Here is a 24,690-nt window from a genome sequence, read left to right as displayed (position 1 = left end):
AGCCTTGCGAATCACCGGCTTTTTCCATTCCAGAATATAGGGTTATTGCGCCCTATTCCCAATGGCGGAGGCCGAGAATCCGCCATAAAGCAGGGGATTATGACGCTTTTCCGTCAAGTCTTCCGAGATTCTCGAGCGTGGCTGCAAGCGCAGCCAAATCCGCACTGTCAAGGCTGCGGATCCTGCCCGCCAGACGGTTGGCAAAAGCCGTGTATTCCGGGGGCAAACCCGAGGTATCGATGACGACGCGGGGGTCGGACGAGCGGGCGAGCAGAAACAGTTCTTCGGCTTCGTCCCAGATAATGTTGAAATAGCCTGCAATCCGCTGGAGAAGATCGAACGTCGGAATGCCGCGCCTTCCGTGTTCCAGCGCCGAGAGATAGGCAGGCGAGACGTTCAGGGCCGCCGCCATCTCCTTCTGCGACACGCCTTTGCGGATGCGCAACCTTCTGACAGCTTCGCCGAAAGGCGTCATGACTTGTCCCCTTGGCGCCGGGAAAGCCGGATATAGAGCGCGCCTTCGCCGCCGTGGTGCTGCGCCGCCGATTCGTAAGATGATATCAGATAGCGAAATTCGGGTTTGGAGAACCAAAGCGGCACCGCGCGTTTCAACGCACCTTCGCTTCCGATCGAGCTGCCCTTGCCGGTTATCACGAGCACGTGCCGCATCCCGCGCCCATGTGCCCGCAGGAGGAAATCGAGAAGAATGACATGAGCTTCGCTTTGTACGAGGCCATGGAGATCGATGCGCGCCTCGAGTGCCAGCCTGCCTTTTGCGATCTTGCGTTTGACGGGCCGCTCCAGCGGTTGATGGAGGCCGGAGGGGCGTTTCTGGGTCGCAGTTGGCGCTGCGGCTTGCGTTGCCGCCTCGCTCAGTGATTTCCGCCCGGCATTCTCGATCTCGGCCTCCGCGTCCGCGAGAAAGGCGTCGAGTTCGTTCCGTTCCTCCTTCTTGCCGGCAAGCGGCCGCGTACTGCGTGCCACCTTGCCCCAGAGAATTCTCTCATCCGTGCTGAGCTTGCGGTCCCTGGCCATCAGCGGAACCTTGCGGCGGCTGCATCCGGAATCAGGATGAAGAAATCCGCATCGTTGCGCACCGTGCCCGCGAGCTCGCCCGCTTCGTCGCCGGAACCGGTAAAGATATCGCCGCGCGCCGGGCCGACGATGGCGGAGCCCGTGTCCAGGGCAAGCATCAGCCGTTGGAACGGCTTGCCCCGATCTAGATGCGTAAGGCTGTCCGAGCGGATGAAGAAGGGAAACCCGAAAGTATGGATCAGACGGTCGACAGCGAGCGACCGGCCGGCGAGCAGCGGCACTTTCGCAGCGGCGACCGGTCCCGCTTCGGGATCGGCGGCCGAAGCCTCGCGAAAGAAAATGTAGGATCGATTGTGCCAGAGAACGTCATCTGACCTTTCCGAATGCGTAGCCAACCAGGCGCGAATCGATTGCATGGAAATCTTCGCGCGGTCGATTTCGCCCTGATCGACCAGCAGCTTGCCGATGGCCGAGAAAGGATGTCCGGCCTTCGCCGCATAGGTAATTCGCCCGATCCGGCCATCCGGATAGCGCAGACGCGCGGAACCCTGCACGTGAATGAAGAAGACGTCGACCTTGGATTTTGCCCAGGCAATCTCGAGCCCTCGGCCATCAAGGAAGCCCTGGTCGATCGCCTGCCGGTCCGGATAGGCGCTGATCTTGCCGTCCTGCAGGCGGCCGAAGGCATAGGAAGGGTCTAGGCCCGGAGGGCGATTGCCATTGTCCAGATCGATCAGGTCATCGGGACGGCGATAAAAGGGGAAGCGGTAAGTAGCGTCGCGCGTGTCTGAGACGGCGATTTCGGGCTCGTAGAAAGCAGTCACGAATCCCGGCTTCCCATCGTCTCTTCTTATGAAGAACGGCTGACAGTTCTGCTCGAAAAAGGATCGCGCTGCAGCCGCAGTGGCGGGTTTGACCTCTCGTGCCTCTTCCAGGAGCGGCAAGAGATCGTCAGCACTCAGCCCGAGTGATCCGGTGCGGTATGGCTTCGTCCCGGTAATTTGTCGTCGGCAGCTTTCCATGACCTCAAAAAGGCTGGAAGGATCATCATCCTTCCAGCCTTTGAGTTCATCGAAGCTTGCATCATGCAGAACGAAGTCCGCTTTATCGTCACTCATGTTCCGATTCGGTTGCCACGAGTTTCCAATTGGGATCGCGCGAACGTGTGTCGCGGGCGAAGGTCCATATATCGTTGACTTCGGCTACGCTTTCGGCATCACCCTCTACCAGTTTGCCGGCCTTGTCGTAGGTCGCGGAGATCAGCTGGCTGGCGATGCGCAGCGTAATCTGTGCTTCGCTACCCTTGACCTCGGCATGCGTGATATCCGCCTTGTCGATGCCAACGAAGGTGGATTTCACCGTCTCGCCCTTGCCTTCCCGATCCGCAATCGCCGCGTCGAAGCCATCGTAAACTTCGCGTGAGAGAAGGTTTTTCAATGTCTTCCGGTCACCATCCGCATAGGCCATGACAATCATTTCGTAGGCCATTTTCGCGCCGTTCAGGAATTCCTTGGGCGTAAAGGATGGATCGGCCTTGTTGAGTTGGCGCAGCGCTTCATTGACCGCAGTGCCGGCAGGGGCGACGGCATCGATTTCTGCGAAGCGGTCTTCATCTTCCGCAGGGGTATCGCGGCGCGGAAGCGTCACGACCTTGCCGGCGTCAGAAGGTTCCGAGCCGACCGAATCCCGCGGCGTAAAAAGATCACGCGGCGGCTTCTCGTTTCCCGTGCGGCGCCCGAGCACGCTGCGCAGCTGAAAAAATATCAGCACCGCCGCTACAAGGAAAAACAAAGTGATGAAGTCGTTTGAACTCATTTCGTACCGCAGCCGCCGTTAACATCTCTGATATCTACTCCCATATAGTCCGCATATACAGATGATTCAAATAGCTATGGCAATCTAGCGATCGAGATAGAGAGCCGGGCGGAGAGACGATGCGACTTTCGATGCTTCCAGGTTTCGTCCTGCTGCTGCCGCTGGCGGAAATAGCAGGCTTTCTCATAGTCGGGCACGCCATCGGCGTGCTGCCGACCCTTGGTCTTGTTGTTTTGAGTTTCGTGGTCGGGATGGCATTGCTACGACGCCACGGCATCGGCATCCTTCAGCGTCTATCCGCGCAAGGCCGGAATGGTGTCATACCGGGACGCGAGCTCCTGCGGCCGGCCATGTTCGTGATCGCCTCGCTGCTCCTCATCATCCCCGGATTTATCTCGGATATCATCGCCATTCTGATGTTTATACCGGCCGTTCGCGATCTTGCCTGGAACTATATCTGCAAGCGCTTCGTTACCGTGAGAACGACGGAAGGCTTTACAGCCTCGCAATCCTCCGGCTTCGGCAGCCGATCCACACCGACCTCAAAGGTTGTTGATCTCGATCAAGACGATTTTCGCCGTGAGCCGAACGGCAAATCGCCCTGGTCCGGCAAGCGGCTCGGAGAGTAGGACCGGCCTCGGTTTCCCAGGGTTGTAAGCCTTTTCTCGAAATGTTAGATGGCGGCACCATCCAATGCGCTCGAGGAAAATCCAATGGCTGATGAAAACAACGGCAACGGCAGCAACACAGCAAGCCCCAGCCTGACAATCCTGGCTCAGTACACGAAGGATCTTTCCTTCGAAAATCCGGGCGCGCCACGCTCTCTTCAGGCGCGCGACAAGGCGCCGGCGATCAATATCAGCGTCAACGTCAACGCCAATCCGCTTTCGGATACCGATTTCGACGTGGTGCTCTCGCTCAACGCCGAGGCCAAGGAAGGCGACAAGACAGTCTTCCACGCTGAGCTCGTTTACGGCGGCGTGTTCCGCGTCGCTGGCTTCCCGCAGGAACACATGCTGCCGGTACTTTTCATCGAATGCCCGCGCATGCTCTTCCCGTTCGCCCGCCAGATCATCGCCGAAGTCACGCGCAATGGCGGCTTCCCGCCGCTGATGATCGATCCGATCGATTTCGCCCAGATGTTTGCCCAGCGCGTCGCCGAGGAGCAGGCGCGCGCAAAGGTTCAAACCAACTGATTCGATCCGCACGGATTTCGAGTCATATATGCCCGGGTGAGAGCCCGGGCATTGCTAATTTTGGATGTCGTATTTGGCCCAGATGCCTTTTCCACCGAGCGTGGCAATCAGCGCGTCATGAGCCTGGGCTTCGGCCTCACTGAGGCGCGGTGCGAGCGGCCGCGGCCGTTCCAAAACGATATCAACCGCTTCGTCCAGAACAAGCGCCGCGTTACCTGCCGCGTTTATCGTCGCAACACTCAAACCGAGTGCGGTCTGACGGCCACCAATCATCTCGATGTAAACCTCGGCAAGCAGTTCCGAGTCGAGGAGCGCGCCGTGTTTTGTACGGTGCGAATTGTCTATGCCATAGCGCCGGCAGAGCGCGTCGAGCGAGTTCGGACCCATGGGGTGCTTGCGCCGGGCAAGCGAAAGTGTATCAACCACCTTCTCCGGCAGGATTGGCGGCAGGCCGAGCCGAGCGAATTCGGCATTGACGAAGCCCATGTCGAAGGTGGCATTGTGGGCAATCCAGCGTGCTTCGCCGAAAAAATCGATGATCTCGTCGACGACGTCCGCGAAGGGCTTCTTATCCTTCAGAAACTCGTCGGTTATGCCGTGAACGGCCAGGGCGTCGGGGTGGACTTTCTGATCGCCTGGACTGACGTAGATATGAATGGTTCGGCCGGTAGGGAAATGATTAAGCAGCTCGATGCCGCCAATTTCGATGATCCGGTCCATGCGTGGGTCGAGGCCGGTGGTCTCGGTATCGAATATGATTTCACGCATTCCGGAATTCTCCCTTCGCGATCCGCGCTTTCAGATCGGCGATGATTTCATTCACTCTTCTCCGCGTCGTTTCGATAGGGTGACTGGTATCGATCACGTAATCGGCGCGTGCCCGCTTTTCGGCGTCCGGCGTCTGCCGCGAGAGAATCATATTGAATTTTTCCTCAGTCATGTTCGGACGCGCAAGCACCCGATCGCGCTGAATCTGTGGATCACAGCTAACAACGACGATTATATCGACCCGATCCTCTGCACCGGTTTCGAAAAGTAACGGAATGTCGAGCAGGACCATTTCCGAACCTCGTGCCCGCTCGCGCGCCACGAATTCGGCTTCGCGCTGGCGCACAAGCGGGTGGACGATCCTTTCGAGAGCCTCGAAGCCATCCGGCCTTTGCGAAAGCTGACGGCCAAGTTCCTGCCGGTCCACTGCGCCGTCCTTGACCGTCCCTGGAAATTCAGCCTCGACCAGGGGCGCAGCCGCTCCAGCATACAAGTCATGCACCACGGCATCGGAATCATTGACGGGGATGCCGCTGCCGGCAAAGAGTTTTGCCGAGGTGGATTTTCCCATCCCGATGGAACCCGTGAGACCGATCCGGATCATCAATGCTTTTCCATATCCGCGATGATGAGCTTGCGAAGATCGTCATCGACAACCGGCCGTTTGCCGAACCACTTTTCGAATCCAGGTACCGCCTGATGGAGCAACATGCCAAGGCCATCGACGATCCTGAATCCCTGTTCCTCCGCTTGCTTCAGCAGCGGCGTCTTGAGCGGGACATAGACGATATCGGTCACGACGGCCTCGGCCGTAAGAGGCGAAAAATCGATCGCTGGTGCTTCCGAACCGTCCATGCCGAGTGATGTCGTATTAACGAAAAGACCAGCACCTTTCATGACTTCGGCGAGAGCGCCCATCGGATGGGCATGAACCTTCTCGCCGAAGCGATCGGCAAGTTCCTGTGCACGTGCAATGGTTCGGTTGACCACATGGATCTCCCGAAAGCCGCGATCACGCAGCGCCTGAATAACCGCCCGGCTTGCCCCGCCCGCCCCGAGGATTACCGCGGCATCGTGGCTATCCCAGCCAGGGCACCGCGCGTCGAGGTTCGCGGTGAAGCCGTGCCCATCAGTGTTGGTGGAATGGACTTTCCCCTCCTGCAGCCACAGTGTGTTTGAGGCACCGAGTTCCTGGGAGAGTTCGTCTGGGCGGTCTGCGAGTTCGTAGGCCATCTCCTTGTGCGGGATCGTGACGTTCCCGCCGGCAAAGCCAGAGCTTCGATCTTTGAGGGAAGCGATGAATGTTTCGAAATCGGCTGGCGCAACCTCGTGGGCGCAATAACTGCCCGGCAGCGCAAGTGTTTTCAGCCAGTATCCGTGGATCAACGGCGAACGAGAATGCTTCACCGGAAAGCCGGTCACAAACGCGTTCGGGCCGAATGTTTCACGTGAATCATCCATCAAGCGCACCCAATTCCCTCAATTTCCCAAGCAGCGGCAACATCGGCAGCCCAAGAATGGTAAAGTAATCCCCATCGATTTTGTCGAAGAGTTGAATCCCCTCGCCTTCGAGCTGATAGGCCCCCACGCTGCCAAGCGCCCTTTCGCCAACACGGGCTAGGTGGCGCGAGATGAAATCGGCCGATAGGGCCCGCATGGTCAGCGACGCGTGCGACACATGCTGCCACAGCAGGTCGCCATCTCGCATGATTGCAATCGCACTGTTCAGCCGATGGGTTTGTCCGGAGAGCAGCATTAGGTGATTTGTCGCATCAGCTATGTCGCGCGGCTTATGAAACACCTGCTCGCCAAGCGACATCGTCTGGTCAGATCCGATGACGAGGGCACCCGGAAACCGGGCGCTGACTTCCTCCGCTTTGGCCCTCGCAAGCACCAACGCGACTGTGTCGGGCGATGCGCCATTTTTCTCAAGCGGGGCTTCGATCGCACGCTCGTCTATCTTCGCCGCATGCGCTTCAAATTCCAGACCCGCGTTCGTGAGCAGCATCCTCCGAAAAGGGCTGGACGAGGCAAGGATCAGCTTCGATGTCGTAGGCGCGCGATTCATGCTATCAGCGCTTAGCGCAGCTTTGGCCGTAGAGCAACGATCGCAGCCGCCGTCTCTTCGATCGAGCGGCGTGTGACGTCGATCAGCGGCCAATTGTGTCGCGCACAGAGAGAGCGGGCATATTTGAGCTCCTCGGAGATCGCAGCCCGATCCGTATATAGCCCGCGGTCAAAGCCGGGCGCCGAGCCGAGCACGCGATTCTCGCGGACCTGGGAGATCCGGTCTGTTGTTGCAATGAGGCAGACGATCACTGGCCTGGTCGCAGTCAGAAGCGCGTCCGGCAGCGGCACCCCTAGGACGATCGGCATGTTCGCCGTTTTGATACCGCGATTGGCGAGGTAAATGCTCGTCGGTGTCTTGGACGTGCGGCTGATGCCGACGATCACGACGTCGGCCTCGTTATAATCTTCAGCCATCTGCCCGTCATCATGATCCATGGTGAAGTTCAAGGCTTCGATGCGCGCGAAATACCCCGCATTCATCACGTGTTGCGCACCGACCCGGCGCCGCAACGGCGCGCCGAGATAAAGCTGAAAGGCCGCCATGACGGGCTCGAGCACATTCACCGAAGCGACTCCCATCTCCGCACATCTCTCGTCAATCAGCGTCGCGAGTTCCCGGTCGACGACCGTGTAGAGAACGATGCCGGGCTCACTGTCGATCGCGTCGAGGACCGCAAGGAGCTGCTTGCGGTTCCGGACCAGGGGATAAACATGCTCAACCGCCTGGGCCGACTTGAATTGGGCGGAAGCAGCGCGGCCGGCGGAAATCAGAGTCTCACCGGTCGAGTCAGAAATCAGATGCAGATGGAAGAAGTTCGTCCGGTTCTCCACGCTATTTTCCGCTGGCTGTTGAAAAGACTGGATGGCGAAGACCTAAGGGCGGCGCGGGCTGTCGGGCAAGGGAAAACATGCCCGTTTATCCACATTTCGGTTTTGCGGGACGGCGAACGCCGCGACCTGTGGACTTTGTAGACGGCTTCAGACAGCCACACAGCAATGCACAGGATATCCACAGAAGGCAACACGCCGGGCTGAGACACAAGCTGCTGGAATCATTTTCGGATTCGATCTCGTCCCGACAATGCAGATTATGCGAGGGGATCTTTGCACGTTATCTGCGGCGCCTGCGACCGAAGGTGTCACCGGTGGATAGATTTTAATCCTTGATAGAAACCGACTCTAAGAAATAGAAACCTTTTAAAATATCTTTGGATTTTTATAGGGAAGAAGCGCTTGAGCGAAACGCGCCGGAAAATCATGAGAGTTCTCGACGGTGAAACTCTCTCCCCTCCTCCGATCTGGCTTATGAGGCAAGCAGGCCGTTATCTGCCCGAGTACAAGGAAACGCGTGCCAAGGCCGGAAGTTTCCTGGAGCTTTGCTATTCCCCGGATCATGCAGTCGAGGTGACGCTTCAACCCATCCGTCGCTACAACTTCGACGCAGCGATCCTGTTCTCTGACATTCTCGTCATTCCCGATGCGATGAGACGCAATGTGCGTTTTACCGAAGGTCACGGTCCGGAGATGGATCCGATCGACGAGGCTGGAATCCTTCGGTTGGATGGCATGGGCGTTGTCGACTACCTGGAGCCCGTATTCGAGACTGTGCGGCGTCTGCGCGCGGAACTGCCGGAGGAAACCACCCTTCTCGGCTTCTGCGGGGCGCCATGGACGGTCGCGACTTATATGATCGCCGGTCACGGCACACCCGATCAGGCGCCGGCCAGGCTTTTCGCCTATAAGCACCCGAAAGCCTTTGAGCGGCTGTTGATGCTGCTTGCAGACGTTTCGGCCGACTATCTCGTGAGGCAGATCGATGCCGGCGCCGATGCCGTGCAGATTTTCGATTCCTGGGCGGGTGTGCTTGGAGAGAAGGAGTTCGAGGCCTTTGCTGTTAGGCCGGTGGCCCGAATGATTTCCTCCGTCAAGGCACGGCGGCCTCAGGCGCGGATCATCGCGTTCGCCAAAGGCGCGGGGTATCTTCTGAAGACCTATCGGCAAAAGACAGGCGCCGACGCGATCGGCCTCGATTGGTCGGTGCCGCTCGGATTTGCCGCCGAGCTTCAGAAGGAAGGTCCGGTTCAAGGAAATCTTGACCCGATGCGCCTCGTTGCCGGCGGGAAGGCACTTGAAGAGGGCATCGACGACATTCTGGCGCATCTTGGGAGTGGTCCGCTGATCTTCAACCTGGGGCATGGAATCACGCCGCAAGCCGATCCGGAAAACGTCCACTTGCTCGTTGAACGCGTGCGCCGGAGCGGGAACTGAGCGATGGAAAAACAGACGGATCACGCTTCAGGCAGTTATGCCAGGCGGCGCGCGCATTTCGCCCTCGTCGTCTTCGCGCTGCTTTCCGTAGGGTTGTTCGTATGGAACCCGGAAAACCTCTACCTTTGGATCAAGGCGCTTCACATCATTGCGGTGATCTCGTGGATGGCGGGCCTGTTCTATATGCCGCGGCTCTTCATCTACCATACCGATGCTGAGCCCGGCTCTGTGCAGTCGGAGACGTTCAAGGTCATGGAACAGCGCCTGCTGAAGATCATCATGAACCCGGCAATGATGCTGACCTGGATCTTCGGTCTCTATCTCGCCTGGTCTGTCTACGGCTTCCAGGGCGGCTGGCTGCACGCCAAGATCGCCTTGGTTGTGCTTTTGACAGCGGTTCACATCTTCTTCAGCCGTGCTGTGGATGCATTCGCAAGAGATGAAAACCGGCGTTCAGCCCGTTATTGGCGGTTCATGAACGAGGCACCGACGGTGCTGATGATCCTGATCGTCATCCTCGTGGTCGTTAAACCTTTCTGAAGAGAGTGCCACCTCAGGTTAAATTTGCTTCATTTTAAGCAGCCCCCTTGCGGCGCGCCATCTTAGTCGCTATTTTCCGCGCATCTCATCTTCGTGGCATGTGTTCTGAGTTCAGTCGTCTGCGAGCCCTTTCGCAACATTGAAACGACCTGACATAGCCTTCCCCCTTCGAAATACAGAGCAGTGGTCACTTCATGGCTGAAATGAAGCTTCAGGAACTTAAGAGTAAATCCCCGACCGATCTCCTGGCGTTCGCCGAATCGCTCGAGGTTGAAAATGCAAGCACAATGCGCAAACAGGAATTGATGTTTGCAATCCTGAAGGTTCTGGCGAGCCAGGATATTGAGATCATCGGCGAAGGCGTCGTGGAGGTCCTGCAGGACGGTTTCGGCTTCCTGCGCTCCGCAAATGCCAATTATCTCCCAGGTCCGGACGACATCTATATCTCCCCTTCGCAGATCCGCCGCTTCTCGTTGAAGACGGGCGACACCGTCGAGGGACCGATCCGGGGGCCGAAGGAAGGCGAGCGCTATTTCGCACTTCTGAAGGTTAACACGATCAATTTTGACGACCCGGAGAAGATCCGCCATAAGGTTCACTTCGATAACTTGACGCCGCTTTACCCGAATGAGCGCTTCAAGATGGAACTTGATGTTCCGACGTCGAAGGATCTGTCTCCGCGCGTGATCGATCTCGTCGCCCCGCTCGGCAAAGGTCAGCGCGGACTCATCGTCGCCCCGCCGCGAACGGGTAAAACGGTTCTCCTGCAGAACATCGCGCATTCGATTACCGCCAATCACCCGGAATGCTATCTCATCGTTCTGCTGATTGACGAACGTCCGGAAGAAGTGACGGACATGCAGCGCTCGGTGCGCGGAGAAGTTATCTCCTCGACGTTTGACGAGCCGGCCGTTCGTCACGTGCAGGTTGCCGAAATGGTGATCGAGAAGGCAAAGCGGCTCGTTGAGCACGGCCGCGACGTCGTCATCCTGCTCGATTCCATCACGCGCCTCGGTCGCGCCTACAACACCGTGGTTCCTTCTTCTGGTAAGGTCCTGACCGGTGGTGTGGACGCAAACGCGCTCCAGCGGCCGAAGCGCTTCTTCGGTGCTGCCCGAAACATCGAGGAAGGCGGCTCGCTAACGATTATCGCGACTGCGCTCATTGACACTGGCAGCCGCATGGATGAAGTGATCTTCGAAGAATTCAAGGGTACCGGCAACTCGGAAATCGTTCTTGACCGCAAGGTAGCGGACAAGCGTATCTTCCCGGCAATGGATATCCTGAAGTCCGGTACGCGCAAGGAAGACCTCCTCGTTCCGCGTCAGGACCTGCAGAAAATCTTTGTGCTCCGGCGCATTCTCGCTCCGATGGGAACCACGGATGCGATCGAGTTCCTTATCGACAAGCTGAAGCAGACGAAGAATAACCCGGACTTCTTCGAGTCGATGAATACATAGTAATTAGCCGGATTCCCGCTCAGAGAGCCGGTCACTAGTGGCCGGCTTTCGCTTTTCAGGGGATGGCTTTCTGTCGAGTAGCAAGGATGTCGAGCGAAACCATTTATGCGCTATCAAGTGGAGCGGTGCCCTCCGGTGTCGCGGTCGTGCGACTCAGCGGACCTCGGACACGTGATGCCCTGCGAATGCTTGCCGGCGAGCTGCCCGCGCCGCGCCGCGCGTCCCTGCGGACGATTCGGTCGCGAAACGGATCTGTTCTCGACAGCGGGTTGGTGCTCTTCTTCCCTTCCCCCAGCTCTTTTACCGGCGAAGATTGCGCGGAGCTTCAGGTTCACGGCAGTCGCGCCGTCGTCAACGCGCTGTTCGACGAACTGGCGGCGATGCAGGATGTGCGCATGGCGACCGAGGGTGAATTCTCGCGACGCGCGTTTGAGAACGGTAAACTTGATCTGGTGGAGATCGAAGGCCTTGCGGATCTCATCGCCGCCGAGACGGAGATGCAGAGACGCCTGGCGGTGGAGCACGGCTCCGGCACGTTATCAAAACTATACGATTCGTGGGCGGAACGATTAACGAGAGCCCGGGCTCTCATTGAAGCGGAGCTCGATTTTGCCGACGAGGACGATGTCCCGGGCTCCGTGTCGGAGATGGTTTGGGACGACGTTGCAGGGCTGCGCACGGAGATCGAGAGCCATCTCAGCCACGCTCAGGCCGGCGAGATCATTCGTGACGGTTATAAGGTTGTTATTGCCGGGGCACCAAACGCTGGTAAATCGACCCTCATGAACGCGCTCGCCCAGCGTGAGATTGCCATCGTGACCGACATCGCCGGAACCACGCGCGACGTTCTGCACGTCGATCTCGACATCAATGGCTTTCTTGTCAGGCTCTATGACACCGCTGGCCTGAGAGACACAGAAGAGGTGGTTGAGCGGGAAGGTATTCGGCGGGCGGAAAAGATCATTTCTGAAGCAGACCTTGTACTCTATCTCGAAGACATGACTGACGGTCTTCAAGGACCGCTCCCGGCTGCAAAGGCCGAGGTCTTGCGAGTGGGTACGAAGGCCGATATATCGGCAGACGGAAATGCCACCTCTTACGAGCTGGTGATATCGGCGATCGCGGATGCGGGGCTTTTGGCGTTGCGCACAGCCATTGCGGAACGCCTGGAGCGACAGACAAGCGGTTACAGTCTGGCGATCCCCAGCCGCAGGCGGCAGAGGGATTCGCTGTCGGACTGCTTGAAGGCAATCGATGAAGCCCTGGCGAACACCTCCGCAGGGCTCGATATCCGAGCCGAGAGTCTTCGGGTGGCAGGTAACGCGCTGGGCAGGATCACCGGGCGCGTCGATGTCGAGAACCTCCTCGATGTGATTTTCTCAGAATTTTGCATCGGCAAATGATTCACGTGAAACACCGCAGGCGCGGGAGAGACCGGAAATGAGTGCGAACCAATACGATGTTGTCGTGATCGGAGGCGGGCATGCAGGTTGCGAGGCTGCCAGCGCTTCCGCGCGTCTCGGTGCCCGCACCGCGCTTGTAACGCATCGCCGCGACACAATTGGCGTAATGTCCTGCAATCCTGCAATCGGCGGCCTTGGCAAGGGGCATCTGGTGCGGGAGGTGGATGCGATGGATGGCCTCATGGGGCGCATCGCTGATGCCGCTGGTATTCAGTTCCGCATGCTCAATCGCAAAAAAGGCCCCGCTGTCCGCGGCCCACGTACCCAGGCGGACCGCAAACTCTATCGTGCAGCGATGCAGGCCGCAATTGAAGCCATCGATAATCTTGATGTTATCGAAGGCGATGCGTTCGATCTCGAGGTTTCGGATGGACTCGTGACCGGTGTCATTATGAAAGATAGCCGGCTTATTAAATGCGGCGCGGTCGTGTTGACAACGGGGACTTTCCTGCGCGGTCTCATCCACATCGGTGACAAGAAGATACCTGCCGGCCGCGTCGGTGAGGATCCGTCGCTCGGCTTATCTGGCACATTGCTGCGGCTCCGTCTTCAACTCGGGCGGCTCAAGACCGGTACCCCTGCCCGTCTTGATGGCAGAACGATTGATTGGGCGTCCGTCGGACGCCAGGGAGCCGATGAGGAGATTTCACCGTTTTCATTCATGACGGACGAGATCCGGAACCCGCAGGTCGAATGCGGCGTGACGCGCACAACCGCGGCAACGCATAAGCTCATTCAGGACAATCTTCATCGCTCAGCTATGTATTCCGGGCAAATTGAAGGTGTGGGGCCACGCTATTGCCCCTCGATCGAAGACAAGATCGTCAAGTTTGGCGAGCGCGACGGTCACCAGATATTCTTGGAGCCGGAGGGCCTGGACGACGACACCGTCTATCCCAATGGCATTTCGACTTCACTGCCTGCAGAGGTGCAAGAGGCCTTTATTCAGACCATCCCGGGGTTGGAGGCTGTTTCTATTCTCCAGCCCGGTTACGCAATCGAGTACGATCATGTCGATCCTCGGGAACTGACCCCGGCCCTGGAAGTGAAGCGGATGCCGGGCTTATACCTGGCTGGTCAGATTAACGGCACCACGGGATATGAGGAAGCAGCCGCGCAAGGTCTCGTCGCAGGTCTCAACGCCGCTCGCCGCGCCGGTGATCAGCGACCAATCTATCTAAGCCGTACCAACTCCTACATTGGGGTGATGATCGATGACTTGACCTCTCGGGGGGTCTCCGAGCCCTACCGGATGTTTACGTCTCGCGCGGAATATCGGCTTTCGCTGCGCGCGGACAATGCGGATCTGCGCCTTACTCCGATTGCAGAAGATATTGGCTGCGTGAGCCACGAGAGGCGCATGAAGTTTTCGGCGTATAAATCCGCGATCGATCATGCGCGCGGCCTCTTGCAATCGTTGAATATTACTCCGAGCGAAGCGCGGCGCCATGGGCTTCAACTTAACCAGGATGGTCAGCGCCGCTCCGCTTACGAGCTACTGTCCTATCCCGATTTGAATATCGCGCTGTTGTCGGACGTATGGTCTGAGATCAAAGGTTTGAGCAAGCCGGTTGCAGAGGCGATCGAGATCGAAGCATCCTATGCCGTCTATATGCGGCGGCAGGCGGCCGATATCGTCGACATTCAGCGCGACGAGGATCGGATCATCCCGAAGGATTTCGACTATTCCGTCCTGTCCGGGCTTTCCAACGAGCTGAAGCACAAGCTGGGGAGGCAACAGCCGTTTAACGTTGCGCAGGCCGCAACGATTGACGGGATGACTCCCGCAGCGATTTCGCTGTTGCTCGTGCATCTGCGGAAAACAGATACTGCCGAACGGTCGGTTGCCTAATACACGTTTTGAGAGTCCTTCATGAACTTGAACGGTCAAAGTGTTTCACGTGAAACACAAGAGCGGCTGGAGCATTTTCTCGCTCTTTTCAGCAATTGGGCAAAATCGATCAATCTGGTCGCGCCCTCGACACTTGAAGACGCCTGGCGAAGGCATGTGGGCGACAGCGCACAGATCTACCAACTATATCCCGGCCCCAAGAGATGGATCGACATGGGGAGCGGTGGTGGATTCCCTGGCGCGATCACCGCGATCTTTCTTGCTGAGCTTGGTGACGGATGGGTTGATCTCATCGAGAGCAACAAAAAGAAGGCATCATTTCTGCGCCTCGCGCTGCGTGAAACTGGTGCGCGAGGCTCCGTTCATCCGATCCGACTTGAGGCTGGGCCGGGCGAAATCGCCGGTTGCGATGCCATATCAGCGCGTGCACTCGCGGAACTCGATAAACTTTGCGAGTTTTCCGAGGCCTGGATGCTCAGAAACGAAAATACCAGTGCATATTTCCACAAAGGCCGGGATTATGCCGCCGAAATTGCCAAGGCACGTGTTCGGTGGCGTTTTGATCTGATAGAACACCGAAGCGTTGTGGAAAAAGATTCGGTGATCCTCGAGATATCTAATCTCCGGCGCTTGGTTTAACAATTCGGATGGTACGGAATGGCCATTAAACGGAACCGAATTATCACGATAGCAAATCAAAAGGGTGGTGTCGGGAAAACGACAACCGCGATCAATCTGGCAACCGCCTTGGCCGCAATCGGCGAACGGGTGCTGATTATCGACCTGGATCCGCAGGGAAATGCCAGTACGGGGCTCGGGATTGATCGAAAGGACCGGAAGCTTTCCTCTTACGATCTGTTGATTGGGGAAGCTGGCGTTGCCGATACGGCCTTGCCTACAGCCGTGCCAAATCTCTTCATCGTCCCGTCCACTATGGACCTGCTCGGCGTCGAGATGGAGATTGCACAGCAGAGCGACCGGGTGTTTAAGCTGCGAAAGGCGCTTTCGACGCCGGAAGCCATTGAATTTACTTATATTCTTCTTGACTGCCCGCCATCGTTCAATCTCTTGACGATGAATGCCATGGCTGCGGCACATTCCGTTCTGGTCCCGTTACAGTGCGAGTTCTTCGCCCTAGAGGGACTGAGCCAACTGCTGGAAACTGTCGATCAGGTGCGCCGGACCGTGAATCCGCATTTGGATATCCAGGGCATCGTGTTGACGATGTTCGATGCCCGAAACAACCTCGCGCAGCAGGTCGTGCATGACGTTCGCACGCATCTCGGTGAAAAAGTCTATCACACGCTTATTCCGCGAAATGTCCGCGTCTCGGAGGCGCCGTCCTACGGCAAGCCTGCCATCCTCTATGACCTGAAATGCGCCGGCAGTCAGGCCTATTTGCAATTGGCTTCCGAGGTCATTCAGCGTGAGCGCCAGCGCCTCGCAGCTTAACGTAAGTGAGTATTGCAATGAATGATGATGCATCAAAAAGACGTCTGGGCCGTGGTCTCGCTGCGCTGATCGGCGAGATGGATCAGTCGCTTCCGGTCGATGGTGAGAAACCGAGCGTCAGCGCTGACCGCCTGATACCGATCGAATTTGTGAGCCGCAATCCGCGCAATCCGCGCCGCTTTTTTGATGATAGCGAATTACACGATCTTGCGAGCTCGATCCGTCAGCACGGCATTGTCCAGCCGATTGTTGTTCGTACGCTCGCAGCCAACCACTACGAAATCATCGCTGGCGAAAGACGGTGGCGCGCCGCGCAGCTGGCCGGTCTTATCGAAATCCCGGTGATCATCCGCGATGTGGATGACAAGACTGCGCTTGAGATTGCGATCGTCGAGAATGTTCAGCGGTCTGACCTAAATGCCCTTGAAGAGGCGCTGGGATACGAGCAGCTGATTGCAGAATATGGCTATACTCAAAATGATCTTGGTGAAATCATCGGCAAGAGCCGGAGCCACGTTGCCAATTCTCTGCGCCTCCTGAAGCTTCCAGAGCCAGTGCGCGAGTTTCTCGCAGCCGGCAGTCTCTCGGCGGGGCATGCGCGCGCTCTCGTTTCGACATCCGACCCAACGGCCCTTGCCCGAACCATCGTGGTAAAGGGAATGTCGGTCCGTGACGCAGAAAGGCTCGCGCAGCACAACATCAAGGCGCAGTCCGAGCCGCAACGCGCTCCCAGCACGCGTAATCAGAAGGATTCTGATACGCTGGCCCTCGAGCGCACGCTTTCCGACGCTCTCGGTCTGGATGTCACGATCAATCACAAGGCCAATGGCGGGCAAATCCGCATTGCCTATAAGTCATTGGAACAATTGGAGGAAATCTGCCGCCTCCTGGAGCGGCGTTAGCTCGAGGCCTTCCGGCCGCTTTGGATCGTTGTCGCCAGGAGCGTTTGCAGCGCGATACTGTCCTCGATGCTCTGCCGCCTGCGTGTTTGCAGGATCGCAGATTGCAGCCTGTTCGTTTCCCGGCTGATCGCCTCCGCGCTCCAGGCGCGGAGCGCTTGCGCCACGATGGGCTTGCGCCGGAAATGCAAATGGCGCCCATGCGTCTGCATGATTTGCGCGGGCTGAGCGCGCTTTTCGTCCATTTCCGCGCGCATTGTATCCAGAAGTTGGAACTGCTTCAGGCAAGCCTGGAGGACCAGGAACACGGCGGTTTTGGACGCCGCTATTTTCTGCATCGAATGCAATAAATTGCCGACATTTCCGCTCAATACGGCATCGACAGCATCATCGACCGAGATCGCGCTGGCATCGCCGATAATCTCTGTCACATGATGCTCTTCAATCATCTCCAAGCCACGGCAATAGAGGGCGAGCTTTTTGATTTCGTTGCGCGATGCGATGCGGTCGCCGCCGATGAGTGCGGTTAGGGCCTGGCGTGCGGCGGGCGTTATGCGAAGACCTTCTGACGCTAGCTCGCTGTCGATCAAACCATTCAACGCGCGAGCATCGTCCGAATAGCAGGGAATTGCCACGATGCTGCGTGTGCTTTCGGCAAGCTTACGAAGAAGTGAGCCCTTTTTCAGATCTCCGCCTTCGACAATGATGAAGGCGCCGTCTAGCGGCGTCTTCGAAAGCTGATCCAAAGCTTCTACCAGATACTTTTCATTCGCCGCCCCTCGTACCCAGAGGAGCTTTTCGCCGCCGAACAGTCCTATGGCGCCTGCTTCGTCCTGTAGCCGTCCGGGATTCTTCTGAAGGTCGGCGATGTCGAGCTTGACCAAGGAAAACGGATCGTCGAGCGCAACGCCGGTCTTTGCGGCTATATGCCCTGCCCGCTCGGAAACCAGACCGCGATCTGGACCATAGATGATGAAAATGCGGTAGGCGGAAACCGAACGTTGAAGAAAACCTTCGAACTCATGCGACTTTATTTCCGCCACGCCTGCACCTTAACGGCCGAGCGCGCCGGCGATGTCCAAGCCGACGAATTCAGCAGCTTGACGCGCCGCGCGATCTTCGCCGTCACGAATCGCCCGTTGCTTGGCAAATTCCTGTTTCGGGAAATCGACCAACGCGGTGGCGAAACGGTTGCCTGACTTGATCACCCTGCCGTCGGCGGTAGCGGTCAGCGTGTAATCGACGCTGACCGTCACGCGGCCCGCACGCGACGTGTCGGAGGATTCGACAAGAAGGGCATCGATAACATCCGAGCGTACCTGCAGTTCGGCTTCGTAGGCCGGTTTGACGGCCTCGCCAGCGCCGTGGGTGGCCAAGAATATCAGATGGTTGCGAACCTCCTGTCCAACGCGGCTCGTCGCGTCCGAGAAGCCGACGGAGGCGAGCTTGCCAGCCACTGGCGACGTTTCCGAGTAAAGCGGCTGGATCTGGCAGGCCGAAAGCAAGCCTGCAAACGCAAGGACGAGCGTGATCGCGGCGCCGCGTGCGTGCTTGGAAGCGATATCAAACGACAATGTTCACAATCCTTTGCGGAACCACAATAATTTTCTTCGGCGTCTGACCGTTCATCGCGCTGACAACTGCGTCGAGCTCCAAGACTGCCTGCGTAACGGCATTCTGATCTGCATCACGAGAAATTGTCAATTCAGCACGCTTCTTGCCGTTGATCTGAACCGGCAGCACGACCTCATTATCCTTGACCAGAGCGTCGTCATAAACCGGCCAGGCAGCGTGGGCGAGCATCTGACTATTGCCGAGTGCGGCCCAGCATTCTTCGGCCAGGTGCGGCGTCATCGGTGCAACGAGCTGAACCAAAATCTCCGCCGCGTTGCGAACCGCCGAGCGATAGGCGGCGTCGCCCTCGCCGGCCGCCACCTTGGTCAGCGGGCCTGCCAAGGCATTCACCAGCTCGTAAATCCGCGCGACGGCCTTGTTGAACCAAAGCTTGTCGTAATCGTTCTGCACAGCATTCAAGGTCTTGTGGGCTGCCTGAGAAATCGAAAACGCCTCGCCGTCCTTTGCCGGCTGCGGTGAGACACCGGCCAAAGCGCCCGATGCTTCGGAAATCAGGCGCCACAGGCGCTGTGTGAAGCGGTGCGCACCTTCCACCCCTGCTTCCGACCAAATGACGTCGCGTTCCGGCGGGGAGTCTGAGAGAACGAAGAAGCGCGCCGTATCAGCGCCGTAGGAGGCAATGATATCGTCGGGATCGACGACGTTCTTCTTGGACTTGGACATTTTCTCGATCGAGCCGATCGAGACCTCCTCACCGCTTTCCAGCAGGAAAGCGGTCCGTTTACCATCGGCTTCTTCAATGCGGATATCGGCCGGTGCTACCCATTCGCGCCCCAATCCAGAGTTGCGGCTGTAGGTCTCATGCACCACCATGCCCTGAGTAAACAGTCCCTTGAACGGCTCCTTCACATCCACATGCCCGGTTTCGCGCATCGCTCGCGTAAAGAAACGCGAGTAGAGCAGATGCAGGATCGCGTGCTCGATGCCGCCGATATACTGGTCGACAGGGAGCCAGCGGTTAGCTGCGGCCACATTGGTAGGCGTCCCTTCCCAAGGGGCGGTAAAGCGGGTGAAGTACCAGCTTGAATCGACGAAAGTGTCCATCGTATCCGTTTCGCGCCGGGCATCCTTGCCACAGCTCGGGCAGGCGACGTGCCGCCAGGTCGGATGGCGGTCGAGCGGGTTACCCGGCTGATCGAACGTAACGTCCGCCGGCAGCTTTACAGGCAGGTCCTTTTTCGGCACCGGCACGACGCCACAGTCGTCGCAATGGATGACCGGAATCGGGCAGCCCCAATAGCGCTGCCGCGAAATACCCCAGTCGCGCAGCCGGAAATTAACCTTGCGCTCGCCCTGAAGTGCGTTCCCGAGCAGCGTGCTCGACAGACGATCGGCGACGATATCGAAGGCCTCATCCGTGGTTTTGCCGTCAAGGAAACGCGAGTTGATCATGACGCCGTCGCCGTCGTAGGCCGTATCGCCGATGGTGAAACTCGCAGCATCGCCATCCTTCGGCATCACAACCGGAACAACGGGCAGGCCATACTTACGAGCGAAATCGAGGTCGCGCTGGTCGCCGGAAGGGCATCCGAAAATAGCGCCCGTGCCGTAGTCCATCAGCACGAAGTTGGCGACATAGACCGGAAGCTCCCAGGAGGGATCGAGCGGGTGCCGGACGCGGATACCGGTATCCATGCCCTTCTTCTCTGCCGTCTCGAGTGCTGCCAGCGATGTGCCGACCCGACGGCATTCCTCGCAAAAGGCTTCGATTGCCGGATCCCGTCCGGCAGCTTCCTTTGCAAGCGGATGGTCGGCGGCAATCGCAAGGAACGACGCGCCGAACAGCGTGTCCGGACGCGTCGTGTAAACCGTCACTTCGGTTTCGCCAGCCGGCGCCGTCTGCGGTACGATTTCCCAGCGGATCATCATTCCTTCGGAACGACCGATCCAGTTCTTCTGCATCAGGCGAACCTTCTCCGGCCACTGGTCGAGTGTGTCCAGAGCGTCAAGCAGCTCCTCGCTGAAATCGGTGATCTTGAAGAACCACTGCGTCAGTTCACGCTGTTCGACGAGGGCGCCGGAGCGCCAGCCGCGGCCGTCGATCACCTGTTCATTGGCGAGAACGGTATTGTCGACCGGGTCCCAATTCACCTTCGACTGCTTGCGGTAGACCAGACCTTTTTCCAGAAAATCCAGGAAAAGGTGTTGCTGATGCTGGTAATACTCGACGTCGCAAGTGGCGAATTCGCGGCTCCAATCGAGTGACAGGCCCATGGCCTTCAGCTGCGATCTCATCGACGCGATGTTCTGGTATGTCCAGGCGCCCGGATGGACGCCGCGCTCCATTGCTGCGTTTTCAGCCGGCATTCCGAAAGCATCCCAGCCCATGGGATGCAGAACATTGAAGCCCCGGGCTCGCTTGTATCGGGCAACAACATCGCCCATCGCGTAGTTGCGAACATGGCCCATGTGAATACGGCCCGACGGATAGGGGAACATCTCGAGCACGTAATATTTTTCGCGCGGATCGGCATTGTCGGTCTCAAAGACCTTCGCCTCGTTCCATTTTTGCTGCCAGCGGGGCTCGGCGTCGCGCGGATTATAACGTTCGGTGGCCATGGTATTCTAATTTCCGGAAATCAGGGGAGGTTGGTGGTGACCTTCACCATGAAACCGCCGTACCGTCAAGTTTTCCGGGCGTCTAAACCTCGGATCCGCGGCATCAAAAGCGCTTTTTACAGAGACAGGTCTTGGCAAGAACACCATGCGTGGTTAGTGCATGCCATTCTCCTTGCGCGGACATGTCGGGTTAACACGATGGAACTTCAAGAGCGGTTGAACGAGGTGCGCTCTCGCATTGCGGCAGCAGAGCATCAATCCGGGCGCCCGGCTGGGTCGGTTCAGCTCGTTGCCGTGTCAAAGACCTTCGATGCAGAGGCTATTCGCCCAGCAATCGCAGCCGGTCAGCGCATCTTCGGCGAGAACCGCGTCCAGGAGAGCCAGGGCAAATGGCCCGAACTCAAGACCGAGACATCCGGCATTGAGCTACACCTCATCGGCCCCCTGCAATCAAACAAGGCAGACGACGCCGTTGCACTTTTTGATGTCATCGAAACTGTCGATCGCGAGAAGATCGCCCGTGCGCTCGCTAGCGAAATGAAGCGGCAGGCGAAGACCCCCCGCCTCTATGTTCAGGTGAATACGGGGCTTGAGCCGCAAAAGGCCGGCATCGCTCCGAACGATATGCCGGCGTTTGTCGATTTCTGCCGAAGCGAGCTCGGTCTTTCGATTGAGGGACTGATGTGCATTCCGCCAGCCGAGGAAAACCCTGGGCCGCATTTTGCCCTGCTGGCCAAGCTTGCCGCGAGATCTGGCGTGGAGAAACTCTCCATGGGCATGTCCGGTGACTACGAAACAGCGGTCGCCTTCGGCGCCACGAGCGTCCGCGTGGGCTCCGCCATCTTCGGCGCCCGCTGATACGCGCCTTTCGTCGGGCTTTCTCTCCGGCCCTGCCTCCCCTAGATTGATAGGATAACTTGCATGTCCTGGGGAGGAGCAGATGCAGGGAGGCTATCGGCAGACTTATGCCAGGTGGAAGGACGATCCGGAGGCCTTTTGGCGTGAGGCGGCGGCGGAAATAAGCTGGTTCAAACAGCCAGAGCAGACCTTTTCGCGAGCGGGCAGTCCATATGGCCGCTGGTTCGTCGGGGGCGAAACCAATACCTGCTACAATTGCCTCGACCGCCATGTTCGGGCTGGCCGCGGTGGCGATATCGCATTCATCTACGATAGCCCGATTAGCGGTACGAAGACTGCATATACCTATGACGAAGTCCTTGTCGAAGTGGCCGCCATTGCAGCGACGCTGCGGCAACGAGGGATCGCGAAAGGCGACCGCGTCATCATCTACATGCCGATGGTGCCGCAAGCGGTCTTTTCCATGCTTGCCTGCGCGCGCATCGGCGCGGTCCATTCCGTCGTGTTCGGCGGCTTTGCCGCAAATGAGCTTGCGGCGCGCATCGACGATTCGGAAGCGAAACTAATCATTACGGCAAGTTGCGGGCTCGAACCGGGGCGGGTGGTTCCCTACAAGCCCTTAGTCGATCAGGCGATTGCGATCGCGAAATTGAAGCCGGCCCATTGTCTCGTCTTGCAGAGGCCGCAGCTTGTGGCCGAACTGATCGATGGTCGCGACGAGGATTTCGAAGCTGCCGTCGCGGGAAATCGCGGAGTGAATGTTGAGTGCGTCCCCGTCAGTGCAACGGACGAGCTCTACATCCTCTACACATCCGGGACGACGGGCCAGCCGAAGGGCGTTGTGCGCGACAATGGCGGCCACATGGTTGCCCTCCACTGGTCGATGGCGAACATCTTCGGCATTAAGCAGGGCGACGTGTTCTGGGCCGCTTCCGATATCGGTTGGGTCGTCGGTCATTCCTACATCGTCTATGCACCGCTCCTGGTGGGCGCCACCAGTGTGATATTCGAAGGAAAGCCGGTTGGCACGCCGGATGCCGGCGTCTTCTGGCGCATCGCTTCAGAGCATGATGTCCGGGTTCTTTTCACTGCACCCACCGCCTTCCGTGCCATTCGCCGCGAAGATAGCGAGGGCGTTCACATCAAGACGTATTCCATGCCGAATTTCCGTGCCTTGTTCCTGGCGGGGGAGCGGGCGGATCCGGAGACACTGAAGTGGGCCGAGCGTATGCTCGGTGTTCCCGTGATCGATCATTGGTGGCAGACGGAAACTGGATGGCCGATGGTGGCGAACCCGTTGGGCGTTGAGGTCCTGCCGGTGAAGCATGGTTCCCCATCGGTGCCCATGCCCGGCTTCGGCATCCACGTTCTCGATGATGCCGGCCATGCGGTTACGCCGGGGACACTCGGAAACATCGTTGTAAAGCTTCCTCTGCCCCCAGGTTGCCTACCCACGTTATGGAAAGCCGACGAGCGCTTCCATTCAGCTTACCTCGCTGAGTTTCCCGGTTACTATAAAACAGCGGATGCCGGCTATATCGATGAAGATGGCTATCTCTTCATCATGGCGCGCACCGATGACATCATCAACTGCGCCGGCCACCGGCTGTCGACCGGAGCAATGGAGGAGGTTTGCGCCAGACATCCAGATGTCGCCGAATGCGCGGTGGTCGGCATCGCCGACCAGCTGAAGGGCCAGGTACCCTGCGGTTTCCTGGTCCTCAAGAAGAATGTTTCACGGGAAACATCGGCCATCGAATCAGAGGTCGTGGAGCTGATCCGCGATGTGATCGGCCCAGTGGCCGCGTTCAAGACCGCAATAACCGTCGACCGCCTTCCCAAGACCCGCTCCGGCAAGATTCTTCGCGGCACAATCCAGAAAATCGCCGACGGCGTTCCATGGAAAATGCCAGCGACGATCGATGATCCAGCTATTCTCGAAGAAATCGCGGAAGCCCTGCGCAAGCGCGGGTTCGGTTCGCTGCCGATGTAGAGCGCAGAAATAGAAAGGCCCCGCTTACGCAGGGCCTAATGTGTTGATCGTCAAAGACAATCAATACTGATCGTCCTCGTCCTCGTCCTTCGGAGCGGACTTCAGCGACTTGAGCTTGGCAAAGACGGCATCGGCGTCGATCTCCCGCTCTTCCTCGCGCTCGAAGCTCGGAGTAAGGCGCTCGGTTTCCTGCGCAGACTGCAATGTTGCGCCGAGTTCCGCAGCGGTCGGCAGTGGCCGACCCTTGGATGCTTTTTCCACTTCCATATCGAGATCGATCTGGCTGCAGAGGCCGAGCGTGACCGGATCCATCGGCGTCAGGTTTGCCGAGTTCCAGTGTGTCCGCTCGCGGATCTGCTCGATCGTCGACTTGGTGGTGCCGACGAGGCGTGAAATCTGCGCATCCTTCAGTTCCGGATGGTTGCGGACAAGCCAGAGAATGGCATTCGGGCGGTCCTGACGCTTGGAGACCGGCGTGTAACGCGGGCCGCGGCGCTTGGATTCCGGGACGCGAACCTTTGGCTCGGAAAGCTTCAGCTTGTGGTTCGGATTGGCTTCAGCACGGGCGATTTCGTCGCGGGAAAGCTGCCCGGTCGCGATCGGGTCGAGGCCCTTGATGCCCTGCGCGGCTTCGCCGTCGGCAATGGCCTTGACTTCGAGAGGGTGCAACTTGCAAAACTGCGCGATCTGATCGAAAGACAGGGCGGTATTGTCGACAAGCCAGATAGCGGTCGCCTTCGGCATGAGCAGCTGTTGAGCCATGGATATAGTCCTTCTGTCGTCCGCGCCGGTGCCGCGGTCCGTGGATATCAACCACAATGTCCGGA

Annotated in this window: 25 protein-coding genes; 12 read left to right on the top strand and 13 right to left on the bottom strand. The window is 58.3% G+C overall.

What is annotated here, in order from left to right; genetic code table 11:
* Nucleotides 1-97: 97 nt before the first annotated feature.
* The 4 genes from HGP14_RS21285 to HGP14_RS21270 are packed head-to-tail and all read right to left on the bottom strand — an operon-like array spanning nt 98 to nt 2,850.
* A complete protein-coding gene (locus tag HGP14_RS21285) occupies nt 98-475 on the bottom strand; it encodes a helix-turn-helix domain-containing protein (RefSeq protein WP_168831874.1) in 378 nt (125 codons plus the stop codon).
* Nucleotides 472-1,035, bottom strand: coding sequence for a Smr/MutS family protein (locus tag HGP14_RS21280; RefSeq protein ID WP_168831873.1), 564 nt, complete (start codon nt 1,033-1,035; stop codon nt 472-474). Before HGP14_RS21280 ends, HGP14_RS21285 begins: the two co-directional genes overlap by 4 nt.
* The gene (locus HGP14_RS21275; RefSeq protein WP_168831872.1) at nt 1,035-2,153 is read right to left on the bottom strand and encodes a murein transglycosylase A; all 1,119 of its coding nucleotides are present in this window, start codon (nt 2,151-2,153) and stop codon (nt 1,035-1,037) included. The genes HGP14_RS21280 and HGP14_RS21275 overlap by 1 nt, the downstream gene beginning before the upstream one ends.
* Complete coding sequence (locus HGP14_RS21270) at nt 2,146-2,850, bottom strand: Tim44/TimA family putative adaptor protein (RefSeq protein ID WP_168831871.1); 705 nt, start codon at nt 2,848-2,850, stop codon at nt 2,146-2,148. The genes HGP14_RS21275 and HGP14_RS21270 overlap by 8 nt, the downstream gene beginning before the upstream one ends.
* Before the next feature lie 119 nt (nt 2,851-2,969).
* Here HGP14_RS21270 and HGP14_RS21265 point away from each other — a divergent pair, with 119 nt between their 5' ends.
* Nucleotides 2,970-3,479, top strand: coding sequence for an FxsA family protein (locus tag HGP14_RS21265; RefSeq protein ID WP_168831870.1), 510 nt, complete (start codon nt 2,970-2,972; stop codon nt 3,477-3,479).
* Between the two features lie 84 nt (nt 3,480-3,563).
* Nucleotides 3,564-4,046 (top strand): protein-export chaperone SecB, encoded by a 483-nt coding sequence (gene secB / locus HGP14_RS21260; RefSeq protein ID WP_168831869.1) that lies wholly within the window; start codon nt 3,564-3,566, stop codon nt 4,044-4,046.
* A 54-nt stretch (nt 4,047-4,100) separates the two neighbouring features.
* Here the strand turns inward: secB and dnaQ are convergent, their stop codons facing one another.
* Genes dnaQ through HGP14_RS21235 form a run of 5 tightly spaced genes read right to left on the bottom strand, consistent with a single transcriptional unit; the run spans nt 4,101 to nt 7,715 of the window.
* Nucleotides 4,101-4,814 (bottom strand): DNA polymerase III subunit epsilon, encoded by a 714-nt coding sequence (gene dnaQ, locus HGP14_RS21255; protein WP_168831868.1) that lies wholly within the window; start codon nt 4,812-4,814, stop codon nt 4,101-4,103.
* Complete coding sequence (coaE, locus tag HGP14_RS21250; protein WP_168831867.1) at nt 4,807-5,418, bottom strand: dephospho-CoA kinase; 612 nt, start codon at nt 5,416-5,418, stop codon at nt 4,807-4,809. The genes dnaQ and coaE overlap by 8 nt, the downstream gene beginning before the upstream one ends.
* Nucleotides 5,418-6,275: a shikimate dehydrogenase gene (locus HGP14_RS21245; protein ID WP_168831866.1), complete on the bottom strand. Its 858-nt coding sequence runs from the start codon at nt 6,273-6,275 to the stop codon at nt 5,418-5,420. The genes coaE and HGP14_RS21245 overlap by 1 nt, the downstream gene beginning before the upstream one ends.
* Nucleotides 6,268-6,882 (bottom strand): Maf-like protein, encoded by a 615-nt coding sequence (locus HGP14_RS21240; protein WP_168831865.1) that lies wholly within the window; start codon nt 6,880-6,882, stop codon nt 6,268-6,270. The genes HGP14_RS21245 and HGP14_RS21240 overlap by 8 nt, the downstream gene beginning before the upstream one ends.
* 11 nt (nt 6,883-6,893) lie before the next feature.
* Complete coding sequence (locus HGP14_RS21235; RefSeq protein ID WP_168831864.1) at nt 6,894-7,715, bottom strand: pyruvate, water dikinase regulatory protein; 822 nt, start codon at nt 7,713-7,715, stop codon at nt 6,894-6,896.
* A 402-nt stretch (nt 7,716-8,117) separates the two neighbouring features.
* Between HGP14_RS21235 and hemE the strand changes: the two genes are divergently transcribed.
* From hemE to HGP14_RS21195, 8 genes are all read left to right on the top strand, one after another.
* The gene (hemE, locus tag HGP14_RS21230; protein WP_168831863.1) at nt 8,118-9,152 is read left to right on the top strand and encodes a uroporphyrinogen decarboxylase; all 1,035 of its coding nucleotides are present in this window, start codon (nt 8,118-8,120) and stop codon (nt 9,150-9,152) included.
* Nucleotides 9,153-9,155: 3 nt separating this feature from the next.
* A complete protein-coding gene (gene hemJ / locus HGP14_RS21225; protein WP_168831862.1) occupies nt 9,156-9,692 on the top strand; it encodes a protoporphyrinogen oxidase HemJ in 537 nt (178 codons plus the stop codon).
* Between the two features lie 194 nt (nt 9,693-9,886).
* Nucleotides 9,887-11,152, top strand: coding sequence for a transcription termination factor Rho (rho, locus tag HGP14_RS21220; protein ID WP_205927259.1), 1,266 nt, complete (start codon nt 9,887-9,889; stop codon nt 11,150-11,152).
* A gap of 86 nt (nt 11,153-11,238) precedes the next feature.
* Nucleotides 11,239-12,555 (top strand): tRNA uridine-5-carboxymethylaminomethyl(34) synthesis GTPase MnmE, encoded by a 1,317-nt coding sequence (gene mnmE, locus HGP14_RS21215; RefSeq protein ID WP_168831861.1) that lies wholly within the window; start codon nt 11,239-11,241, stop codon nt 12,553-12,555.
* 37 nt (nt 12,556-12,592) lie between these two features.
* Nucleotides 12,593-14,467, top strand: coding sequence for a tRNA uridine-5-carboxymethylaminomethyl(34) synthesis enzyme MnmG (gene mnmG, locus HGP14_RS21210; RefSeq protein WP_168831860.1), 1,875 nt, complete (start codon nt 12,593-12,595; stop codon nt 14,465-14,467).
* 21 nt (nt 14,468-14,488) lie between these two features.
* Nucleotides 14,489-15,106, top strand: coding sequence for a 16S rRNA (guanine(527)-N(7))-methyltransferase RsmG (rsmG, locus tag HGP14_RS21205; protein ID WP_168831859.1), 618 nt, complete (start codon nt 14,489-14,491; stop codon nt 15,104-15,106).
* 18 nt (nt 15,107-15,124) lie between these two features.
* A complete protein-coding gene (locus HGP14_RS21200) occupies nt 15,125-15,919 on the top strand; it encodes a ParA family protein (RefSeq protein ID WP_168831858.1) in 795 nt (264 codons plus the stop codon).
* 17 nt (nt 15,920-15,936) lie between these two features.
* Entirely contained in the window at nt 15,937-16,821 is an 885-nt protein-coding gene (locus HGP14_RS21195) for a ParB/RepB/Spo0J family partition protein (protein WP_168831857.1), read from the top strand.
* On the opposite strand, the gene holA is transcribed toward HGP14_RS21195, so the two are convergent.
* The 3 genes from holA to leuS are packed head-to-tail and all read right to left on the bottom strand — an operon-like array spanning nt 16,818 to nt 21,012.
* Nucleotides 16,818-17,861, bottom strand: a complete 1,044-nt coding sequence (gene holA / locus HGP14_RS21190) for a DNA polymerase III subunit delta (RefSeq protein ID WP_168831856.1) — start codon at nt 17,859-17,861, stop codon at nt 16,818-16,820. The two genes, HGP14_RS21195 and holA, sit on opposite strands and share 4 nt — an antisense overlap.
* 9 nt (nt 17,862-17,870) lie before the next feature.
* Nucleotides 17,871-18,392: an LPS assembly lipoprotein LptE gene (lptE, locus tag HGP14_RS21185; protein WP_168831855.1), complete on the bottom strand. Its 522-nt coding sequence runs from the start codon at nt 18,390-18,392 to the stop codon at nt 17,871-17,873.
* On the bottom strand, nt 18,382-21,012 hold the full coding sequence (gene leuS / locus HGP14_RS21180) for a leucine--tRNA ligase (protein WP_168831854.1): 2,631 nt from the start codon (nt 21,010-21,012) through the stop codon (nt 18,382-18,384). The genes lptE and leuS overlap by 11 nt, the downstream gene beginning before the upstream one ends.
* A 198-nt stretch (nt 21,013-21,210) precedes the next feature.
* Between leuS and HGP14_RS21175 the strand changes: the two genes are divergently transcribed.
* Nucleotides 21,211-21,870 carry a YggS family pyridoxal phosphate-dependent enzyme gene (locus tag HGP14_RS21175; protein WP_168831853.1) on the top strand — a complete coding sequence of 220 codons (660 nt, stop codon included), beginning with the start codon at nt 21,211-21,213 and terminating at the stop codon, nt 21,868-21,870.
* An 82-nt stretch (nt 21,871-21,952) separates the two neighbouring features.
* Nucleotides 21,953-23,863, top strand: coding sequence for a propionyl-CoA synthetase (locus HGP14_RS21170; RefSeq protein ID WP_168831852.1), 1,911 nt, complete (start codon nt 21,953-21,955; stop codon nt 23,861-23,863).
* Nucleotides 23,864-23,923: 60 nt separating this feature from the next.
* On the opposite strand, the gene HGP14_RS21165 is transcribed toward HGP14_RS21170, so the two are convergent.
* Complete coding sequence (locus HGP14_RS21165) at nt 23,924-24,625, bottom strand: DUF1013 domain-containing protein (RefSeq protein ID WP_168831851.1); 702 nt, start codon at nt 24,623-24,625, stop codon at nt 23,924-23,926.
* Between the last annotated feature and the right edge of the window lie 65 nt (nt 24,626-24,690).

Source organism: Rhizobium sp. P32RR-XVIII, assembly GCF_012641395.1.
Lineage (GTDB): Bacteria > Pseudomonadota > Alphaproteobacteria > Rhizobiales > Rhizobiaceae > Rhizobium.
The sequence above is the reverse complement of the archived record's forward strand: the minus strand, read 5'-3'. Positions and strand labels throughout refer to the sequence as shown.

What these genes read in the sequence shown, in the direction of transcription:
- leuS (WP_168831854.1), bottom strand. Translation starts at nt 21,012, where the DNA reads ATGGCCACCGAACGTTATAATCCGCGCGACGCCGAGCCCCGCTGGCAG.
- HGP14_RS21280 (WP_168831873.1), bottom strand. Translation starts at nt 1,035, where the DNA reads ATGGCCAGGGACCGCAAGCTCAGCACGGATGAGAGAATTCTCTGGGGC.
- HGP14_RS21170 (WP_168831852.1), top strand. Translation starts at nt 21,953, where the DNA reads ATGCAGGGAGGCTATCGGCAGACTTATGCCAGGTGGAAGGACGATCCG.
- HGP14_RS21245 (WP_168831866.1), bottom strand. Translation starts at nt 6,275, where the DNA reads ATGGATGATTCACGTGAAACATTCGGCCCGAACGCGTTTGTGACCGGC.
- coaE (WP_168831867.1), bottom strand. Translation starts at nt 5,418, where the DNA reads ATGATCCGGATCGGTCTCACGGGTTCCATCGGGATGGGAAAATCCACC.
- mnmG (WP_168831860.1), top strand. Translation starts at nt 12,593, where the DNA reads ATGAGTGCGAACCAATACGATGTTGTCGTGATCGGAGGCGGGCATGCA.
- rho (WP_205927259.1), top strand. Translation starts at nt 9,887, where the DNA reads ATGGCTGAAATGAAGCTTCAGGAACTTAAGAGTAAATCCCCGACCGAT.
- HGP14_RS21165 (WP_168831851.1), bottom strand. Translation starts at nt 24,625, where the DNA reads ATGGCTCAACAGCTGCTCATGCCGAAGGCGACCGCTATCTGGCTTGTC.
- HGP14_RS21200 (WP_168831858.1), top strand. Translation starts at nt 15,125, where the DNA reads ATGGCCATTAAACGGAACCGAATTATCACGATAGCAAATCAAAAGGGT.
- HGP14_RS21265 (WP_168831870.1), top strand. Translation starts at nt 2,970, where the DNA reads ATGCGACTTTCGATGCTTCCAGGTTTCGTCCTGCTGCTGCCGCTGGCG.
- HGP14_RS21270 (WP_168831871.1), bottom strand. Translation starts at nt 2,850, where the DNA reads ATGAGTTCAAACGACTTCATCACTTTGTTTTTCCTTGTAGCGGCGGTG.
- HGP14_RS21240 (WP_168831865.1), bottom strand. Translation starts at nt 6,882, where the DNA reads ATGAATCGCGCGCCTACGACATCGAAGCTGATCCTTGCCTCGTCCAGC.
- HGP14_RS21195 (WP_168831857.1), top strand. Translation starts at nt 15,937, where the DNA reads ATGAATGATGATGCATCAAAAAGACGTCTGGGCCGTGGTCTCGCTGCG.
- HGP14_RS21275 (WP_168831872.1), bottom strand. Translation starts at nt 2,153, where the DNA reads ATGAGTGACGATAAAGCGGACTTCGTTCTGCATGATGCAAGCTTCGAT.
- mnmE (WP_168831861.1), top strand. Translation starts at nt 11,239, where the DNA reads ATGTCGAGCGAAACCATTTATGCGCTATCAAGTGGAGCGGTGCCCTCC.
- HGP14_RS21175 (WP_168831853.1), top strand. Translation starts at nt 21,211, where the DNA reads ATGGAACTTCAAGAGCGGTTGAACGAGGTGCGCTCTCGCATTGCGGCA.
- secB (WP_168831869.1), top strand. Translation starts at nt 3,564, where the DNA reads ATGGCTGATGAAAACAACGGCAACGGCAGCAACACAGCAAGCCCCAGC.
- dnaQ (WP_168831868.1), bottom strand. Translation starts at nt 4,814, where the DNA reads ATGCGTGAAATCATATTCGATACCGAGACCACCGGCCTCGACCCACGC.
- hemJ (WP_168831862.1), top strand. Translation starts at nt 9,156, where the DNA reads ATGGAAAAACAGACGGATCACGCTTCAGGCAGTTATGCCAGGCGGCGC.
- rsmG (WP_168831859.1), top strand. Translation starts at nt 14,489, where the DNA reads ATGAACTTGAACGGTCAAAGTGTTTCACGTGAAACACAAGAGCGGCTG.
- HGP14_RS21285 (WP_168831874.1), bottom strand. Translation starts at nt 475, where the DNA reads ATGACGCCTTTCGGCGAAGCTGTCAGAAGGTTGCGCATCCGCAAAGGC.